This is a genomic window from Gottfriedia sp. NPDC057948 (genome assembly GCF_042887255.1).
In the GTDB taxonomy this organism is placed as follows: Bacteria; Bacillota; Bacilli; order Bacillales; family Bacillaceae_G; genus Gottfriedia.
The window spans coordinates 651172-671243 of sequence record NZ_JBHVPN010000001.1; the positions used below are offsets into that span (position 1 = coordinate 651172).

The following is a 20072-nucleotide window of genomic DNA, read 5'->3' on the forward strand; positions in this document are numbered from 1 at the left end:
CTTGTGAGGAGAAATTACCTTGAATATTAAAATATTGTGTCAATTATTCATTCAGTATTTACAATTAGAGAAAAACTCTTCACAATACACATTAAATAGTTATAAAAAAATTGTTGAACAATTTCTAGTTTTTATGGAGCAACAATCCATTATTTCATTTTCTTCAGTTACTTATTCTGATGTTCGTCTCTATTTAACAACTTTGCATGACAAACAGCTATCAAGACGTACAGTCTCGAAGCATATTTCTTGTTTAAGAAGTTTCTATCGTTTTCTTATGAGAGAAAATGAAGCAAAAGAGAATCCTTTTGTATTAGCGTCACTTCCTAAAAAAGAAACTATGATACCAAGATTTTTATACAAGGAAGAACTTGAAAAACTATTTAAGATTAGCGATCTAGATACGGAACTTGGACAAAGAAATCAAGCTCTTTTAGAATTGCTATATGCTACCGGAATCCGAGTAAGCGAATGCTGTAATTTGAAATTAAAAGACATAGATTTTCAAATTGGGACTATTTTAGTAACTGGCAAAGGGAATAAACAGCGGTATATTCCCTTTGGCAGTTATGCAGAAAAAGCTCTTCATACATATATAGAAGATGGCCGAAATAGACTGATAGTAGCTAACAAGCAAATGAATGACGATCTTTTTTTGAATCACCGTGGTACAAAACTAACGGCAAGAGGTGTCCGTGGTATATTAGAAAAAATGATCAAAGATACTTCGTTGACTAATAAAATCTATCCACATATGTTAAGGCACACCTTTGCTACGCATATGCTTGATAACGGTGCTGATATTCGTAGTGTTCAAGAATTACTTGGACATGAGAATTTATCATCTACTCAAATCTATACACATGTAACGAAGGAAAGATTACAAAAAGTATACAATTTACATCATCCTAGAGCATAAATTCGCTCAATTTTAGAAATTAATCGACGTTTCTAAGGAGGATTCACATGTCCAATTTTCATGCTACAACGATTTTCGCAATCAGACACGATGGTAAAAGTGCCATGGCTGGTGATGGCCAAGTAACTTTTGGAAATGCAGTAGTAATGAAGCATACTGCCAGAAAAGTTAGAAAGCTTTTTAATGGAAAAGTTTTAGCTGGTTTTGCAGGATCTGTTGCAGATGCATTTACTTTATTCGAACTTTTTGAGGGCAAGTTAGTTGAATATAATGGTAATATTCAACGAGCAGCTGTTGAATTAGCAAAAAAATGGAGAACAGATCGAGTATTACATAAACTTGAAGCATTGCTAATCGTAATGGATCATAATTCATTATTATTAATTTCTGGTACTGGTGAAGTAATTGAGCCTGACGATGGAATTCTTGCAATCGGTTCTGGAGGGAATTACGCTCTTGCAGCAGGCCGTGCATTAAAGGAAAACGCAGGGGAAAATCTTTCAGCAAAACAAATTGCATATGCTAGTTTAAAAACTGCAAGTGATATTTGTGTGTATACGAACGGAAATATAATTTTAGAAGAATTAGAATAGGAGAGTGTATTATGAGTACTTCTTTCACGCCTCGTCAAATTGTTGAAAAACTTGATCAATATATTGTTGGACAGCAACAAGCGAAAAAAGCAGTAGCAATTGCACTCAGAAATCGATATCGTAGAAGTTTACTTGAAGAGTCATTCCGTGATGAAATTTCACCAAAAAATATTTTAATGATTGGACCAACAGGTGTTGGTAAAACTGAAATTGCTAGAAGGATGGCAAAACTAGTTGGTGCGCCATTCATTAAAGTTGAAGCTACTAAATTTACAGAAGTTGGTTACGTTGGAAGAGATGTAGAATCAATGGTTCGCGATTTAGTCCAAACTTCTATTCGAATTGTAAAAGAAGAGCGTATGAATAAGGTGAAAGATCAAGCTGAAAAAAATGCGAATCAAAGATTAGTAAAACTTCTAGCACCAAGTATGAAAAAACAAGCTTCATTCAAAAATCCACTTGAGATGCTTTTTAATCAAGATTCACAAAACTCGAATGCTGAGCAAGAAGAGAATGATACAGAATTAACATCTAAAAGAAGAAATATAGAATTTCAACTTTTATCTGGAAAACTAGAAGAAGATCTTGTGTCTATTGAAGTAGAGCAACAACAAGCTCCGATGCTAGATTTTATGCAAGGAACTGGAATGGAACAAATGGGAATGAACTTCCAAGAGTCAATAGGTAGTCTATTTCCAAAGAAAACTAAAAAAAGAAAGCTTCCTGTTAAAGAAGCTCGAAAGATTTTAACGAATGAAGAAGCTCAGAAATTAATCGATATGGATGAAGTAACTCAAGAAGCAGTCTATAGAGCTGAGCAACTAGGGATTATTTTCATTGATGAGATTGATAAGATTGCAAGTAAGCAAAACTCTACTCAAGATGTTTCGAGAGAGGGCGTACAAAGAGATATCTTACCAATCGTTGAAGGAAGTACGGTTGTGACAAAATATGGACCGGTTAAAACGGATCATATTCTATTTATTGCAGCTGGTGCATTTCATATTTCCAAACCATCAGATTTAATACCTGAATTACAAGGTCGCTTCCCAATTCGTGTAGAATTAGGGAAATTATCTGTTGAAGATTTTGTGGGTATTTTAGTTGAGCCTGATTTTTCAATTATTAAACAATATAAAGCTTTATTGTCTACAGAAGGTATACAAATCGAATTTTCTGACGATGCTATACGTAGAATAGCAGAAATAGCATTTGAAGTTAATCAGACAACAGACAACATAGGCGCAAGAAGATTGCATACTATTATGGAAAAGCTTCTTGAAGATCTATCCTTTGAAGCTTCTGAAATTCAAATGGGAACAATTATGATTACACCACAATATGTAAATGAAAAGCTCGCAAATATTGCAAAAGATAAAGATATAAGTCAATTCATTTTATGATTTAGCTAAAGAACATTTTTGAATTCAGCCATGAGATTGCTAGAAGTTCAAAGGAAACGTACAATTAAATAGGAGGCATTTAGAAAGATGCAATTATTAGAAAAAACAAGAAAGATTAATAAGTTATTACAACAATCTGCAGGGAAGCCAGTAAACTTTAAAGAAATGGCAGATACATTAGAAGAAGTTATTGAATCAAATGTTTTTATTTTAAGTCGTAAAGGGAAATTATTAGGTTACGGTCTTCACCAAAAAATCGAAAATGAGCGTATGCAAAAAATGTTCAGCGATCGCCAATTCCCTGAAGAATATACACAAAACCTATTTAATATTAATGAAACATCATCAAATATAGACATCAACAGTGAGCACACTGCATTCCCAGTTGAAAATAAAGATTTATTTTCTGGCGGTTTAACAACTATTGTACCAATTATTGGTGGCGGTGAGCGCTTAGGTACTCTTGTTCTAGCTCGAATTAATCATGATTTTGAAAATGATGATTTAATCTTAGCTGAATATGGCGCAACAGTAGTAGGTATGGAAATTCTACGTGAAAAAGCAGAAGAAATTGAAGAAGAAGCTAGAAGTAAAGCTGTTGTACAAATGGCTATTTCATCTCTTTCTTATAGCGAATTAGAAGCAATCGAACATATTTTTGAAGAATTAAATGGCTATGAAGGTTTATTAGTAGCAAGTAAAATTGCTGACCGTGTAGGAATTACAAGATCTGTTATCGTAAATGCACTACGTAAATTAGAAAGTGCTGGTGTTATCGAGTCAAGATCACTAGGAATGAAAGGTACTTATATTAAAGTACTAAATGACAAATTCTTATTAGAGTTAGAGAAATTAAAATCTAACTAATTAATAAGGTCACTTCTTAAAGAAGGCAAAAGATAATATTTTAGTTTAAACCTTTTCTCAATTAATAATTGGGAAAAGGTTTTTTTGTCTTTATTAAATTAAAAATGATTAGAATTTTTAAAATTTTTATATCAGAATAAAAAGATTTGTTAAATAGAGACTATTTTCCTTTTTTGTATAAATGAGATATATAGACGAATTGGAAATTATGGTATGATTAAAAAATATTTACTTGATTATAGTGATAAAATATAAACATTATTTTTGAGAGGGAATTAGATAATAGAATTGTAATGATGTTTTTAGTTTTATATTGTTGGCTGCTTTCAAATATATTGTTGTTTTTTAGTATATGTCAGTTATTTCCACTCCAGATACATACTCTCCTTAAGACGAAGATTAAGAACTACAATATCAAACAAAAATTTGTACTCTTTACATTTGTTCTTTATTAAGTATAACTAAAATCACGTCATCCTAAAGATTAATCTATTATTAAAAATAGAATTCTTGAATATATGTACAATTATTTTAAAAAAATGAAAAAAATAATATTTTTTATTGTGCTAAATAAAGTTTCACATTATTTTAAAGAATGAGTGAATACATTAAAGAGTTTTAATAATATAATTTTTAAAAGGGTAGAAAAGTGAATAACTGAGTTTTATCGAAACTTACATTGAAAAAGCATTTTGAGACCTAGTATATAAAATTATACAATACGTGGTGCTTATGTATGGCGAAATGGATTGATTCGTACCGAGTATTGAATGAAATTAATAGATTCATATTTATTCCTATTTAGCCGTTTAATAATAGGGGAATTGAAAGGCTAAATAGTAATAAAAGAAGAAGAATTTGATGACTTGATTCTAGATATATTTTAATCTCCTTTTTATGAATTCACTCGACTCCTTGGGAAATCGACATGATATTACATATTTACCCAAATCACTATTTAAAAATAAATTGTCAATCAAGTATTAAACATAATATGGTAATTCGCTGAGGTGAAAGACGTGTTGCAAGTTCAAAAAAATGTTTCACAAAGTTATTGGAAAATGTGGATTGAAGATCGTGATTTAGATGCCGGAGATGCGTTAATGCAGGTCTATATGCCACTAGTTCACTATCAAGTAAATCGTATAGCTCAAAGATTACCTTCAAGTGTCAGCAGAGATGATTTACACAGCTTAGCGATGATGGGCTTATATGACGCACTAGAGAAATTTGACCCGAAAAGAGATTTAAAATTTGAAACATATGCTTCAATTAGAATAAGTGGTAATATATTGGATGGTCTTCGTAAAGAAGACTGGTTACCTAGATCAATTAGAGATAAAGCAAAAAAAATTGAATGTGCAATTGAAAAGTTAGAACCGGCTCTTGAACGAAAAGCTACACCTGAAGAAATAGCATTTTATACTGGTTATTCTTCGATGGAAGTTGTTAATGTCATAAATGATGTGTTTTTCTCAAATATGTTGTCTGTAGATGAACAAATCAAAGATGCTGGAGATGGACAAGTTAATTTTATTCATACAATAAAAGATCATGAGACATTAACACCAGAAGAAATGCTACTGAAAGATGAACAAATAAGGCTACTTGCCAAGACGATTGTAACTGAATTAAATGAGAAAGAGCAGCTTGTAATAAGTTTGTATTATCATGAAGAATTAACATTTACTGAAATTGGAACAATTATTAATTTATCGATTTCTAGAGTTTCTCAGATCCATGCTAAATCTATTTTTAAATTAAGGAATCTTTTAAGTAAAAGTAATATATAGGAGCTTTGTAAACTCTACATTGAATTCATTTAGAAGTTTAAATGGCAATTCTATTAGAAATAATTAGTATAAATGATTTTTAAGATTATTTATATTTGAGTAGTGGAAATCAGCCTCACATTCCTTACTTTATTGACAATTTCTTTTTTAACAATTTTATTGAAGAATACGATTAAGTTGAATAAATTAACAAAAATTCCCAATACTGATAAATATTCAGTTATTTGGACAGGTGAATTCTTAATTTAAATACTTATTTTAATGCATAATGTGTTGATCATTTAGTATGGAAGAAAAGACCAAATTCGAATAATAGAAGTTCGATGTTCTAAAAAATAGACTTACTATGGATGAAAATGGTAGAAGGATTTATATAGAGAAAAGGAAAAACAACGATTGTTGAAACTTCGACAATAATTTCTCGTTTTCTCTTGATAATTAATGTTGTATATGCTATAGTAGTCCATGGTGTTAATACACACGCTTGCCGATTTTCTTATTGGTGCTACCCAGTTTGGGAGTGATAGGAGAAGAAGACGTGAGCGGAGGAAAAAGAACCATTAGGAGGAAATAAAATGTCAGTAATTTCTATGAAGCAATTATTAGAAGCTGGTGTTCACTTCGGTCACCAAACACGCCGTTGGAACCCAAAAATGAAACGTTACATCTTCACTGAGCGTAACGGTATCTACATCATCGACCTACAAAAAACAGTTAAAAAGGTTGAAGAATGTTACAACGTAATGAAAGGTATCGCTGCTGAAGGTGGAAACATCCTTTTCGTTGGTACTAAAAAACAAGCTCAAGAAGCTATTAAAGATGAAGCAATCCGTTCTGGTATGTACTTCATTAACCAACGTTGGTTAGGTGGAACGTTAACAAACTTCCAAACAATCCAAAAACGTGTTAAACGTTTAAAAGATATCGAAAAAATGCAAGAAGATGGCACTTTTGAAGTGTTACCTAAGAAAGAAGTTATTCAACTTAAAAAAGAATTAGAACGTCTTGAAAAATTCTTAGGCGGAATCAAAGACATGAAGCAACTTCCTGATGCATTATTCGTAGTTGATCCTCGTAAAGAGCGTATCGCTGTTGCTGAAGCTCGTAAGTTAAACATTCCTATCATCGGTATTGTTGACACTAACTGTGATCCAGATGAAATCGATCACGTTATCCCAGCAAACGACGATGCTATTAGAGCTGTAAAACTTCTTACATCAAAAATGGCAGATGCGATTCTTGAAGCGAAACAAGGCGAAGAAACAACTGCTTAATGAGAAATTGAAAGGTGATAAGAGGTTTTAGCCTTTTATCACCTTTTTTTAAGGTTAAAATAATCGAAAATTGTTTACCTTATAAAACGATTGAATAAAATAAGCTTACATATAGGAGATGAATTATTATGGCAATTACTGCACAAATGGTAAAAGAATTACGTGAAAAAACTGGCGCTGGTATGATGGATTGCAAAAAAGCATTAACTGAAACTGAAGGTAACATGGACAAAGCAATCGATTACCTTCGTGAAAAAGGGATCGCTAAAGCTGCTAAAAAAGGTGACCGTATCGCTGCTGAAGGTTTAACTTTCGTTGAAGTAGCTGGAAACGATGCAGTATTAATCGAAGTAAACTCTGAAACTGATTTCGTTGCTAAAAACGAAGGTTTCAAAGAATTAGGTTCTGTTCTTGCTAAACATATCGTTGCTAACAAACCTGCAACTGTTGAAGAAGCATTAGCACAAACAATGGAAAATGGTGAAACTGTTGAAACATACATCAACCATGCAATTGCTAAAATCGGAGAAAAAATCTCTTTACGTCGTTTTGAATTAGTTTCTAAAACTGATGCTGATGCATTTGGTGCTTACTTACACAGTGGCGGCCGTATCGGTGTTCTTTCAGTAGTAGAAGGAACAACTAAAGAAGATGTTGCTAAAGACGTATCTATGCACATCGCTGCAATCAACCCTAAATATATCTCTCGTGATGCTGTTTCTCAAGAAGAAGTTGAGCATGAGCGTGGAATTCTAACTCAACAAGCATTAAACGAAGGTAAACCTGAAAACATCGTTGCTAAAATGGTAGAAGGACGTATTGGTAAATACTTCGAAGAAATCTGCTTATTAGATCAATCTTTCGTTAAAAACCCAGACGTTAAAGTAGGTCAATTCGTAAAAGCTGCTAACGGAACTGTTAAATCTTTCGTTCGTTATGAAGTTGGAGAAGGCTTAGAAAAACGTGAAGATAACTTTGCTGAAGAAGTAATGAATCAAGTTAAAGGTAACTAATTGTTACTTTGAATGAAAATAGGGGACACTATGTGTTCCCTATTTTTTAAAGAAATGTAAATACATAGATGTACGTAAATGGAGGGTATTATGAGTAAAGCAAAGTATAATCGCGTAGTATTAAAACTTAGTGGTGAAGCACTAGCTGGCGGGCAAGGATTTGGAATTAATCCATCAGTTATTAAATCAATTGCTGAACAAGTTAAAGAAATTGCAGAACTAGATGTTGAAGTTGCAGTAGTAGTAGGTGCTGGTAATATTTGGCGTGGTAAGACAGGTAGCGAAATGGGTATGGACCGAGCTACAGCTGACTACATGGGCATGTTAGGTACTGTAATGAACTCATTAGCACTACAAGATAGCCTTGAAACACTTGGTGTACAATCTCGTGTACAATCATCAATTGAAATGCGTCAAGTTGCAGAACCATATATCCGTCGTAAAGCAATTCGTCATTTAGAGAAAAAACGTGTTGTAATTTTTGCTGCTGGTACAGGAAATCCTTATTTCTCAACTGATACTACTGCTGCATTACGTGCTGCTGAAATTGAAGCAGATGTTATTTTAATGGCAAAAAATAATGTAGACGGAGTATATACCGCTGACCCATCAATCGATAAAACTGCTGTAAAATACGAAACTCTTACATATTTAGACGTATTAAAAGAAGGTTTAGGTGTAATGGATTCAACTGCATCTTCTTTATGTATGGACAATGATATTCCATTAATTGTATTCTCAATTATGGAAGAAGGTAATATTAAACGTGCCGTACTTGGCGAAAATATTGGAACAATAGTAAAGGGGAAATAAAAATGTCTAATCAAATCATTTCTTTAGCAAAAGAAAAAATGACAAAAGCTGTTTCTGCTTTCTCTAGAGAATTAGCAACAGTACGTGCTGGTCGTGCGAACCCAGCTATTTTAGATAAAGTTTTAGTTGAATATTATGGTGCTCCAACACCAATCAACCAAATGGCAAATATTTCAGTGCCAGAAGCAAGATTATTATTAATTACTCCTTACGATAAAACAGTTATTAATGATATGGATAAAGCGATTCAAAAAGCTGACTTAGGCTTAAACCCTTCAAATGATGGAACTGTAATCAGAATTAGTTTCCCACCATTAACAGAAGAGCGTCGTCGCGATTTAGTAAAAGTAGTTAAAAAATCTGCTGAAGATGCTAAAGTTGCTGTACGTAACATCCGCCGTGATGCAAATGATGATCTTAAAAAAGCAGAAAAAAATGGTGAAATTACTGAAGATGAATTACGTGGTCTTGTAGAAGACATTCAAAAACAAACAGATTCACACATCGAAAAAATCGATGGAATTACAAAAGATAAAGAAAAAGAGATAATGGAAGTTTAATACTGCATTGCAAGGTATATCTTACTAGCGCTTAGAAAAATAATGAATTTTTCACATTATGCTATTACATAATTTCATTATTGCATTATAATTAAATAAACTAAGCGCTTTGAGTAAAAAGACCCTCTGTTTAAGGGGGTTTTTTTACTCAATGCTTTAATTAGATATACTTAAACGGAGGATTAAAGATGTTTAAATTAATTTCTTTTTTTAAAAGAAATAAAGAAGAGAAAAATGTACCTCCAAGTTCGCAATTAAATGGGGTCGACGGAGTAATTCCTGAGCATGTTGCAATAATAATGGATGGTAATGGTAGATGGGCACAAAAGAGGAATCTACCAAGGGTTAAGGGACACTATGAGGGAATGAAAGTAGTTCGGAAAATTGCTAGAACTGCTAGTAAATTAGGTGTAAAGACTTTAACTTTATATGCTTTTTCAACTGAGAATTGGAAAAGACCTAAAACTGAAGTAGAATTCTTAATGAAGTTACCACAAGAATTTCTGGGGACATTTTTACCTGAATTAATCGAAGAAAATGTGCAGGTAAGATTAACTGGAAATAAAGAGCAATTACCAAGCTATACTACAGAAGCAGTATTAAGAGCAGTAGAGGAAACTAAAAATAATACGGGTATGGTATTAAATTTTGCCCTAAATTATGGTTCTAGAGACGAAATTATTTCTGCTGTTAAAAAGATTTCTTCAGATGTATTGGATAATAGAATAAATAAAGAAGAAATTAATGAAGACTTGTTTAATCGGTATTTAATGACTAGTGATTTTAAAGATCCAGATTTGTTAATTAGAACAAGTGGTGAATTAAGGATTAGTAATTTTATGCTTTGGCAAATTGCTTATTCTGAACTATATTTTACAGATGTATTATGGCCCGATTTTACCGAAGAGTGTTTAATAGATGCGGTTAAAGAATATCAAAATCGAGCAAGAAGATATGGTGGTATTTAAGAAAGCGGTGAACGAACTTGAAACAGCGTATTATAACAGGAGTTATAGCTGGAGCATTATTTTTAGGATTAGTAATATTTGGTAGATGGCCGTTTGGGTTACTTGTATTTGCACTTGGCACAATCGGTTATTTTGAATTGATTAGAATGAAAAAGTTTAATTTATTTAGTGCACAAACTGTACTTGGATTAATCTTAACTTGGGTAGCAATTACTCCAAATGATTTATCAAATAAGCTTTTTCCTATAGAAATCGGTAAAACAGAAATTTCAATTGTACTAATCCTATTACTTTTATCATATACGGTAATTACAAAGAATACATTTACTTTTGAAGATGCTTCTTTTGTAGTATTAAGCAGTTTATATGTAGGATTAGGATTTCATTATATGTACGAGATGAGAAATATGGGAATTTCATCCTTCTTCTTCCCATTATTCGTAATTTGGGCAACTGATTCAGGTGCATATTTTATTGGGAAAGCTACAGGTAAAACTAAACTTTGGCCTGATATTAGTCCCAATAAAACGATTGAAGGTTCGATAGGTGGAATTATTTGTGCTGTAGTAGTTGCAGTAATTTTATCGATTATGTTAACTTTAAATCATTCAATACTATATTTAGTACTAGTAGCTGTTCTTGTTTCGATTTTTGGTCAATTAGGTGATCTCGTGCAATCTGCATATAAAAGATACTACGGTGTTAAAGACTCAGGAAATTTATTACCTGGTCATGGTGGGATTTTAGACAGATTTGATAGTATCATTTTCACATTACCGATCGTCTATTTACTATTTACGTTATAGTATTAGTTTTTGTATTTAAGGAGACATATGAAAATGAAGAAAATCAGCTTACTTGGAGCAACTGGTTCAATCGGTATACAAACACTCGATATTATTAGAAATCAATCAAATGATTTTGAATTAGTCGCGTGTTCAGCTGGAAGAAATATTGATCAATTATATAAGATTATTTTAGAATTTAAACCAAAACTAGTTTCAGTTGCTGGTAAAGAAGAGGCTGAAAAACTGACGAGCTTAGGTATCCCTTCGAAAACCAAAGTTTTATATGGTGAAGAAGGTCTCATCGAAGTTGCCGTCCATGAAGACAGTACAATACTTGTTAACGCTGTTGTTGGAAGTGTAGGTTTAGTTCCAACTATGAAAGCAATCCAAAATGGTAAAACAATCGCACTTGCGAATAAAGAGACATTAGTAACTGCAGGTCATATTGTAATGGCTGAAGCAGAAAAATATGGTGTCTCCATTTTACCGGTAGATAGTGAGCATTCAGCAATCTATCAATGTTTAAATGGTGAAAACCCGAATGAAATACATAAATTAATCATCACAGCTTCAGGTGGTAGCTTTAGAGATAAAACAAGAGATCAATTAAAGGATGTTACAATTGAAGATGCTCTAAACCATCCAAATTGGTCAATGGGTGCAAAGATTACAATTGATTCAGCTACAATGATGAATAAAGGATTAGAAGTGATTGAAGCACATTGGCTATTTAATATGCCATATGAAAAAATTGATGTAGTACTTCATAGAGAAAGTGTTATTCACTCTATGATTGAATTCGATGACGGAAGTGTAATGGCACAATTAGGAACACCTGATATGAGAGTACCGATTGCCTATGCACTTAACTATCCTTCAAGAAAACCGATTAATAATCATAAGCCATTAGATTTAATTAAATTTGGGACACTTCATTTCCAAGAGATGGACTTTAACAGGTTTAAATGTTTAGATTATGCTTATGAAGCTGGAAAAGTTGGCGGTAGTTTACCTACTGTATTAAATGCAGCAAATGAGGAAGCGGTAGCTGCTTTTCTACAGAATAAAATATCATTCTTACAAATTGAGAATTTAATAGAAAACGCTCTTGAAAAACACAATGTAATTAGTAAACCTTCGTTAGAAGAAATTCGTAACATTGATGAACAAACAAGACAATTCGTTTCATCACTAATAAAGTAAGGGTGGTAATTAGATGAATACAGTTATAGCGTTTGTTGTAATTTTTGGCGCACTTGTATTTTTTCATGAACTAGGACATCTATATTTTGCAAAACGTGCTGGTATTTTATGTAGAGAATTTGCGATTGGATTTGGTCCAAAGGTTTTCTCATTTTATCGAAATGAAACCACATACACAATAAGATTATTACCTCTTGGTGGTTATGTTCGTTACGCTGGAGAAGATCCAGAAATGGTACAAGTAAAGCCTGGATCACATATCGGTTTGCAATTTAACACGGTAGGTGAAGTTACTAAAATTGTAGTTGACCAGTTTGATCGTTTCCAAGATCTTCGTTTTGTTGAAGTTGATTCAATAGATTTAGAGCATAAGTTAGAAATCATTGGTATTGAAGAAGGAACTGAAGGTGTATCAAAATTCAATGTAAATGAAAAAGCGTTCATTTATAGTGAAGGACAAGGGCACCAGATTGCTCCGTATAACCGACAATTTAATAGTAAATCTGTAGGAAAAAGAGCGATTGCCATTTTTGCAGGCCCAATGATGAATTTTGTTTTAGCTTTGGTCATCTTTATCTTATTAGGATTACTTCAAGGAACTCCAGTAAATGATGCTAAAATTGGTGAATTACTTCCAAAAGGTCCAGCACAAACTTCTGGTCTAAAAGAAGGCGACATTGTTTTATCAATTGATCATAAAGAAGTTTCAAAATGGGCAGAAGTAGTTAAAATTGTAAGAGAAAGTCCAAGTAAAGAATTATTATTTAAAGTGAAAAGAGATAGCAAAGTTATTTCGATTCCAATCACTCCAAAATCAGAAGAAATCGATCATAAAGTTAATGGTTTAATCGGTGTATATGCACCTGTTGAAAAAAATGTTTTTTCTTCAGTTAAATATGGTATAACTGAAACAATTGGATGGACAAAAGAAATAGTATTAGCAGTTGGTCATTTAGTATCTGGTCAATTCTCAATCAATAATCTTTCTGGTCCAGTTGGTATTTATCAGGTTACAGATCAAGCTGCACAATCAGGTATTTTCTACTTAATGAAATGGGCAGCATTTTTAAGTATTAACCTTGGTATTATGAATTTATTACCATTACCAGCTCTTGATGGAGGAAGACTAACATTTTTTGCAATAGAAGCATTAAGAGGTCGACCAATAGATCGTCAAAAAGAAGGTGTCGTTCACTTTATTGGTTTTGCGCTTTTAATGTTATTAATGATCATCGTAACTTGGAACGATATTAAAAGATTTTTCTTATAAGAAGCTCTGTTTAATTTAATCGTGTAATTTCATGTATTTTGTTTAAAGAATCCGCGACTTACTTGCTTATAAAACGGGCTTAGTGACATACTGTTTGTCAATTAGCTCGTTTTAAGTGGGAGCGGATTCTTATCTTGCATAGTGCTTTTTTTGAACTTGTTCGTTTGTATGGTTACATATAGCTTTTAAGACAATTATGAAATCTATTTAAAATTGATTAAAAAAGAATATAAGAATAAAATATGAGGTGAATCCTTTTGAAACAAAGTATCGTATATAGTCCAACTCTTCGTGAAGTACCATCAGATGCAGATATAAAAAGCCATCAATTATTATTAAGAGCTGGTTTTATTAGACAAAATGCATCTGGTATATATAGTTTCTTACCTTTAGGCAATAAAGTTCTTCAAAAAGTAGCAAATATCGTTCGAGAAGAAATGAATAATGCTGGTGCGATGGAAATGTTAATGCCATCAATGCAAGCGCAGGAATTATGGGAAGAATCAGGTCGTTGGGAAAATTTTGGTCCAGAACTAATGCGTTTAAGAGATCGTCACGGTAGAGGATTTGCATTAGGAGCAACACATGAAGAAGTTGTTACTTCGATTATTCGTGATGAATTAAAATCATATAAAAAATTACCGATTACACTTTACCAAGTACAATCAAAGTTCCGTGATGAAAAACGTCCTCGTTTTGGACTACTTCGTGGGCGTGAATTTTTAATGAAAGATGCATATTCTTTCCATGCATCACAAGAAAGCTTAGATGAAGTATATGATCGTTTATTTACGGCTTATAGCAACGTATTTACTCGTTGTGGATTAAATTTCAGAGCTGTTGTTGCTGATTCAGGAGCGATGGGTGGAAAAGATACGCATGAATTCATGGTGTTATCTGACATTGGTGAAGATACAATCGCATTTTCAAATGAATCTAGCTATGCAGCAAATATTGAAATGGCGCCAGTTGTGACGAATTACGAACCATCTGATGAGAAATTAGAAGAAGTTCAAAAAGTAGAAACGCCAAATCAAAAAACAATCGATGAAGTAATTGAATTCTTAAACTTACCGATTGAAAAAAGCATTAAATCAATTATTTTCAAAGCAGATGAAAGTTTTGTATTAGTGCTTGCTCGTGGTGACCACGAAATCAACGATATTAAATTAAAGAATTATCTAGGTGCACATTCAGTTGAGCTTGCTACTAAAGAAGAAGTAAAAGAACTAATGAACTGTGAAATCGGATCATTAGGTCCAATTGGAGTAAAATCTGATTTATTAGTATTAGCGGATAATGCAATTAAAGATATTGTAAATGGTTGCTGTGGAGCAAATGAAGAAGGTTATCACTTCATTAACGTAACTGTAAATAGAGACTATGATGTGAAAGATTTCGTAGACTTAAGATTTATTCAAGAAGGTGACTTATCACCAGACGGTAATGGAACTATTTCATTCGCAAAAGGTATTGAAGTAGGTCATGTATTTAAATTAGGTACAAAATATTCTGAGGCTATGAATGCAACATTCCTTGATGAAAATGGAAAATCGAATCCAATCATTATGGGTTGCTATGGAATCGGTGTATCTCGTACTTTAGCTGCAATTGTAGAGCAATATAATGACGAGAAAGGTATTGTATGGCCTAAAAACCTAGCTCCATTTGATGTACATGTCATTACTGTAAATACAAAGAATGAAGAGCAAGTAAATTTAGCAGACGATATTTATAAAACGTTAAAAGAGATTGGACAAGATGTATTATTAGATGACCGAAATGAACGCGTAGGTGTAAAATTTGCAGATGCTGATCTTTTCGGAATTCCTGTACGTGTAGTTGTTGGTAAAAAAGCTGCAGAAGGAATTGTAGAACTAAAAACTAGAGATGGACAAGTTAGTAAAGAAGTAGAAATTTCTAACCTTGTGAATGAAATAAATATGTTAAAATAAAATAAAAGTGGAAGCGACACCTAACTGGAATCGCACACAAATAAAAAGTACCTCTGACTTTTAGAGGTACTTTCGATTTTTTTTACACATATACTGCAATTTAACTGCAATTTATATAATAAGGTTGGTGAAAAAATGGGACAAACACGTCAGGAGCGGTTTCAGCTATTATTAGATCAGCTTCAGTTTCCCGAAGATATGCGAGATCTATATTTTAAAAATGGGGAAATCGTAAATCTTGAAGTAAATAAAAGCGAAAAAAAATGGCAGTTTACTTTTAAAATAGATAATGTTTTACCTTTTGCAACATTTCAAGTATTTGTAACAAGTTTATTAAGAGCTTTTAAACATATAGCAGATGTTTCCGTCGTTATTAATACTGAAAATCCAAAAATAGATGAACAAAAAGTAATTGATTATTGGTCATTTATGATTCAATCTGTTGAATCGAAATCTCCTATATTACAACATATTGAATCTGCTCTACCTTCAGTTGAAAATAATAAAGTAATCATCGATTTAAATAGTCTAATTGAAGAAAATGCTTTTACAAATCGATACGTTCCTCAGCTGCAGGATTTATATCAAAAAGTAGGTTTTCCTAAGTTGTTTTTTGAGAATACGATAAAAGATAATGTTGAAGAAAAAACTGAGTTTCTTGAGAAAAAAGCTGAAGAAGATCGCAAGCGAGCGATGGAAGTACTTGTTGAATTAGAAAAGAAAGAGGCTGCTGAAGAAGCTGAAGGAGATGAGCCTCAGGGTCCTCTTGTCGTTGGATATTATATTAAAGAAACTGAAATTAATACGATTTCGTCAATCATTGAAGAAGAAAAACGAGTAGTTCTACAAGGATATGTATTCGATTCTGAAATTCGTGAACTTAAGAGTGGCCGTGTCTTAATTACCTTTAAAATTACTGATTACACTAGCTCAATTCTAGTTAAAATGTTCTCTAGAGATAAAGAAGATATCCCAATGTTAAATAAAATTAAAAAGGGTATGTGGGTAAAAGTTAGAGGATCAGTACAAAACGATACATTTGTTCGTGATTTAGTCATGATTGCAAACGATATAAATGAAATTACGCCAGATGAACGCAAGGATAAAGCAAAAGAAGGAGAGCGTAGAATTGAGTTACATGCTCATACACACATGAGCCAAATGGATTCAGTCGTTTCAGCAGGTGATTTAGTCAAACAAGCAGGTAAATTTGGACATGAAGCTATTGCAATAACGGATCATGCAGTTGTTCAATCCTTCCCCGAAGCATTTGGAGCAGGGAAAAAACACGGTGTGAAAATTCTATATGGCGTTGAAATAAATCTAGTAAATGATGGTGTACCAACAGCATATAATCCATCTCATGTTTCATTAGAGGAAGCAACCTATGTTGTATTTGACGTAGAGACAACAGGTCTTTCTGCTGTTTACGATACGATCATCGAGTTAGCTGCTGTAAAGATTCATAAAGGTGAAATCATTGACCGATTTGAACGATTTGCAAATCCACATCATCCACTATCTGCAACTACGATTGAATTGACGGGAATTACTGACGATATGGTAAGAGATGCCCCAAATGTTGATGTTGTACTTCGTGAGTTTAAAGAGTGGATGGGTGACGATATTTTAGTAGCTCATAATGCTTCATTTGATATGGGTTTTATTCAAATGGGCTTTAAAAAATATGAAATTGGTATTACAAATAACGGTGTAATCGATACGCTTGAGTTAGCTAGAACATTATATCCAGATTTTAAAAACTTCCGATTAAATACACTTTGTAAAAAATTCGATATTAACTTAACACAACATCATAGAGCGATTTACGATGCCGAGGCCACTGGCTTCTTACTCTTAAAAATGCTAAAAGATGCAGCAGAGCAGGATATGTATTATCATGACGAGCTAAATAATAACATGGGGAAAGGCGATGCTTATAAACGAGCAAGACCATCACATGCAACTCTATTAGCTACCAATGAAACTGGACTAAAAAACTTGTTTAAAATTGTTTCATATTCTCATATTCATTATCACCATCGAGTTGCAAGGGTTCCTCGATCATTATTAGTGAAACATCGCGAAGGATTATTAGTCGGATCTGCATGTGATAAAGGTGAAGTTTTTGAGGCAAGTGTTCAAAAATCTCCTGAAGAAGCAGAAAAGCTAATGGAGTTTTATGATTATATCGAAGTAATGCCGCCAGAGACACTTTTACATTTAGTAGAATTAGAAATTGTTCGAAATGAACAACATTTAAGAGAAGTAATTTCAAAGCTCGTAAAAATGGCTGAGAAGGTAGAAAAAATTGTAGTTGGTACTGGCAACGTTCATCACTTACAAAAAGAAGACCAAATTTATCGAAAAATTTTAGTTGGTTCTCAGGGTGGAGCAAATCCATTAAATCGACATCGATTACCAGATGTTCATTTTAGAACAACCAATGAGATGCTATCTTCATTCGCATTTTTAGGAGAAGAAAAAGCAAAAGAAATAGTCGTCACAAATACTCAAAAAATTTCTAGTTTGATTGAAGATATTAAACCAATTAAGGATGACTTATATACTCCAAAAATTGAAGGTGCTGAAGATGAAGTTCGCGATATGAGCTATCAAATGGCAAGATCTATTTACGGAGAGCAATTACCAGAAATTGTAGAAGCCCGTCTTGAAAAAGAGTTGAAAAGTATTATTGGGCATGGTTTTGCCGTAATTTACTTGATTTCGCATAAACTTGTAAAAAAATCTTTAGATGATGGGTATCTAGTGGGTTCAAGGGGATCTGTAGGTTCATCATTAGTAGCAACCATGACAGAAATAACGGAAGTAAATCCACTTCCACCACATTACGTCTGTCCAAATTGTAAACATTCTGAGTTTTTCAATGATGGATCAGTAGGTTCTGGATTCGATTTACCGAACAAAGATTGTCCAGAATGTGGTACCGCATTTAAAAAAGATGGTCATGATATTCCGTTCGAAACCTTCCTTGGATTTAAAGGGGATAAGGTTCCTGATATCGATTTGAATTTCAGCGGTGAATATCAACCAACTGCTCACAATTATACAAAAGTACTTTTTGGTGAGGACTATGTCTATCGTGCAGGTACAATTGGTACTGTAGCTGACAAGACAGCTTACGGCTATGTTAGAGGGTATGCAAATGATCATAATCTAAATTTACGTGGTGCTGAATATGATCGATTAGCTATGGGATGTACAGGAGTAAAAAGAACGACTGGACAACATCCAGGTGGAATTATCGTAGTTCCAGATTATATGGACATTTATGATTTTTCACCGATTCAGTTCCCAGCTGATGATGTAAAGTCTGAATGGAAAACGACACATTTTGATTTCCATTCAATCCATGATAATTTATTAAAACTAGATATTCTTGGACACGATGATCCAACCGTTATCCGCATGCTTCAAGACTTAAGTGGAATCGATCCAAAAACGATTCCAACTGATGACCCTGAAGTTATGAAAATATTTGCTGGCCCAGAACCTTTAGGTGTTTCAGAGGAACAAATAGGCTGTAAGACAGGTACTTATGGAATTCCGGAATTTGGAACAAAATTCGTTCGTCAAATGTTAGAAGATACGAAGCCATCTACTTTCTCAGAGCTAGTTCAAATTTCTGGTTTATCACATGGTACAGATGTATGGTTAGGAAATGCATCTGAATTAATTAACAGTGGAACTTGTACACTTTCTGAAGTAATTGGTTGTCGTGACGACATCATGGTTTATTTAATATATCAAGGATTAGAGCCTTCATTAGCTTTTAAAATAATGGAATCAGTTCGTAAAGGTAAGGGCGTACCAGCAGAGTGGGAAGAAGAAATGAGAAATAATAAAGTACCTGCTTGGTATATTGATTCATGTAAAAAAATTAAGTACATGTTCCCGAAGGCCCACGCGGCTGCATATGTTTTGATGGCAGTACGAATAGCATATTTCAAAGTTCACCATCCAATTCTTTATTATGCTGCATATTTTACAGTACGAGCAGAAGATTTCGATATCGAAGCAATGATTGCTGGTCCAAGTACGATTAAAGCTAAAATTGAAGAGATCGCGATAAAAGGTTTAGATGCATCAGTAAAAGAGAGAAGTTTAATGACTGTACTAGAGTTAGCATTAGAAATGTGTGAAAGAGGTTTTTCATTTGAAAAAATGGATTTATATCGATCAAGTGCAGATGAATTTTTAGTAAATGGTAACAAATTGATTCCACCGTTTAATTCGATTCCTGGATTAGGGACGAATGCGGCTAAAAATATTGTTGCGTCTAGAGAAGACGGAGAATTTCTTTCGAAAGAAGACTTACAACAAAGAAGTAAAATTTCAAAAACAGTATTAGAGTATTTAGATAAACAAGGCTGTTTACAAAACTTACCTGATCAAAACCAATTATCACTTTTCGATGGCTTTTAACAGTTTGCAAAACTTGGGAATTATGGTATAGTAGATACAGATGTAATTTAGCACGGGATTTTTCTTGAAGAGCAGGGGCAACCTGCTCTTTCTTATTACCCTTATGATCCAATTCATCTCTTACGTAGTGTGCAACTTGAATTTTAAGTTACAATAATTGCGTAAATTGGAAATACTAAAGATAATTTCCCTGCTAAATAGCAGGGA

The 20072-nt window shown here is 33.1% G+C and carries 15 protein-coding genes; all 15 read left to right on the forward strand.

Going from position 1 to position 20072, the window contains the following annotated elements; genetic code table 11:
- The first annotated feature begins 19 nt into the window (after positions 1-19).
- The 15 genes from xerC (at position 20) to ACFVRR_RS03105 (ending at position 19865) form a co-directional block, all read left to right on the forward strand.
- The gene (xerC, locus tag ACFVRR_RS03035; protein ID WP_069034515.1) at positions 20-919 is read left to right on the forward strand and encodes a tyrosine recombinase XerC; all 900 of its coding nucleotides are present in this window, start codon (positions 20-22) and stop codon (positions 917-919) included.
- Positions 920-966: 47 nt separating this feature from the next.
- A complete protein-coding gene (gene hslV / locus ACFVRR_RS03040; protein ID WP_056470870.1) occupies positions 967-1512 on the forward strand; it encodes an ATP-dependent protease subunit HslV in 546 nt (181 codons plus the stop codon).
- Positions 1513-1523: 11 nt separating this feature from the next.
- Positions 1524-2915, forward strand: a complete 1392-nt coding sequence (gene hslU, locus ACFVRR_RS03045; protein ID WP_387324507.1) for an ATP-dependent protease ATPase subunit HslU — start codon at positions 1524-1526, stop codon at positions 2913-2915.
- Positions 2916-3002: 87 nt separating this feature from the next.
- Positions 3003-3782 carry a GTP-sensing pleiotropic transcriptional regulator CodY gene (codY, locus tag ACFVRR_RS03050; protein ID WP_056470865.1) on the forward strand — a complete coding sequence of 260 codons (780 nt, stop codon included), beginning with the start codon at positions 3003-3005 and terminating at the stop codon, positions 3780-3782.
- Positions 3783-4804: 1022 nt separating this feature from the next.
- A complete protein-coding gene (locus tag ACFVRR_RS03055; RefSeq protein WP_387324956.1) occupies positions 4805-5575 on the forward strand; it encodes a FliA/WhiG family RNA polymerase sigma factor in 771 nt (256 codons plus the stop codon).
- A 575-nt stretch (positions 5576-6150) separates the two neighbouring features.
- Positions 6151-6849 carry a 30S ribosomal protein S2 gene (rpsB, locus tag ACFVRR_RS03060; RefSeq protein ID WP_387324510.1) on the forward strand — a complete coding sequence of 233 codons (699 nt, stop codon included), beginning with the start codon at positions 6151-6153 and terminating at the stop codon, positions 6847-6849.
- Positions 6850-6977: 128 nt separating this feature from the next.
- Entirely contained in the window at positions 6978-7862 is an 885-nt protein-coding gene (gene tsf / locus ACFVRR_RS03065) for a translation elongation factor Ts (protein WP_248266367.1), read from the forward strand.
- Between the two features lie 90 nt (positions 7863-7952).
- Entirely contained in the window at positions 7953-8675 is a 723-nt protein-coding gene (gene pyrH, locus ACFVRR_RS03070; RefSeq protein WP_097975483.1) for a UMP kinase, read from the forward strand.
- Between the two features lie 2 nt (positions 8676-8677).
- Positions 8678-9235 (forward strand): ribosome recycling factor, encoded by a 558-nt coding sequence (gene frr / locus ACFVRR_RS03075; protein WP_097975482.1) that lies wholly within the window; start codon positions 8678-8680, stop codon positions 9233-9235.
- Positions 9236-9423: 188 nt separating this feature from the next.
- On the forward strand, positions 9424-10203 hold the full coding sequence (locus ACFVRR_RS03080; protein ID WP_387324514.1) for an undecaprenyl pyrophosphate synthase: 780 nt from the start codon (positions 9424-9426) through the stop codon (positions 10201-10203).
- A 17-nt stretch (positions 10204-10220) separates the two neighbouring features.
- Positions 10221-11009 carry a phosphatidate cytidylyltransferase gene (locus tag ACFVRR_RS03085; RefSeq protein ID WP_387324516.1) on the forward strand — a complete coding sequence of 263 codons (789 nt, stop codon included), beginning with the start codon at positions 10221-10223 and terminating at the stop codon, positions 11007-11009.
- Between the two features lie 33 nt (positions 11010-11042).
- Positions 11043-12194, forward strand: coding sequence for a 1-deoxy-D-xylulose-5-phosphate reductoisomerase (gene dxr, locus ACFVRR_RS03090; RefSeq protein WP_387324520.1), 1152 nt, complete (start codon positions 11043-11045; stop codon positions 12192-12194).
- A 13-nt stretch (positions 12195-12207) separates the two neighbouring features.
- Positions 12208-13464 carry an RIP metalloprotease RseP gene (rseP, locus tag ACFVRR_RS03095; protein WP_387324523.1) on the forward strand — a complete coding sequence of 419 codons (1257 nt, stop codon included), beginning with the start codon at positions 12208-12210 and terminating at the stop codon, positions 13462-13464.
- Between the two features lie 257 nt (positions 13465-13721).
- On the forward strand, positions 13722-15419 hold the full coding sequence (locus ACFVRR_RS03100) for a proline--tRNA ligase (RefSeq protein WP_387324525.1): 1698 nt from the start codon (positions 13722-13724) through the stop codon (positions 15417-15419).
- 135 nt (positions 15420-15554) lie between these two features.
- Complete coding sequence (locus ACFVRR_RS03105; protein ID WP_387324528.1) at positions 15555-19865, forward strand: PolC-type DNA polymerase III; 4311 nt, start codon at positions 15555-15557, stop codon at positions 19863-19865.
- Positions 19866-20072: the final 207 nt, after the last annotated feature.

What these genes read in the sequence shown, in the direction of transcription:
- hslV (WP_056470870.1), top strand. Translation starts at nt 967, where the DNA reads ATGTCCAATTTTCATGCTACAACGATTTTCGCAATCAGACACGATGGT.
- hslU (WP_387324507.1), top strand. Translation starts at nt 1,524, where the DNA reads ATGAGTACTTCTTTCACGCCTCGTCAAATTGTTGAAAAACTTGATCAA.
- codY (WP_056470865.1), top strand. Translation starts at nt 3,003, where the DNA reads ATGCAATTATTAGAAAAAACAAGAAAGATTAATAAGTTATTACAACAA.
- rpsB (WP_387324510.1), top strand. Translation starts at nt 6,151, where the DNA reads ATGTCAGTAATTTCTATGAAGCAATTATTAGAAGCTGGTGTTCACTTC.
- tsf (WP_248266367.1), top strand. Translation starts at nt 6,978, where the DNA reads ATGGCAATTACTGCACAAATGGTAAAAGAATTACGTGAAAAAACTGGC.
- pyrH (WP_097975483.1), top strand. Translation starts at nt 7,953, where the DNA reads ATGAGTAAAGCAAAGTATAATCGCGTAGTATTAAAACTTAGTGGTGAA.
- frr (WP_097975482.1), top strand. Translation starts at nt 8,678, where the DNA reads ATGTCTAATCAAATCATTTCTTTAGCAAAAGAAAAAATGACAAAAGCT.
- ACFVRR_RS03080 (WP_387324514.1), top strand. Translation starts at nt 9,424, where the DNA reads ATGTTTAAATTAATTTCTTTTTTTAAAAGAAATAAAGAAGAGAAAAAT.
- dxr (WP_387324520.1), top strand. Translation starts at nt 11,043, where the DNA reads ATGAAGAAAATCAGCTTACTTGGAGCAACTGGTTCAATCGGTATACAA.
- rseP (WP_387324523.1), top strand. Translation starts at nt 12,208, where the DNA reads ATGAATACAGTTATAGCGTTTGTTGTAATTTTTGGCGCACTTGTATTT.
- ACFVRR_RS03105 (WP_387324528.1), top strand. Translation starts at nt 15,555, where the DNA reads ATGGGACAAACACGTCAGGAGCGGTTTCAGCTATTATTAGATCAGCTT.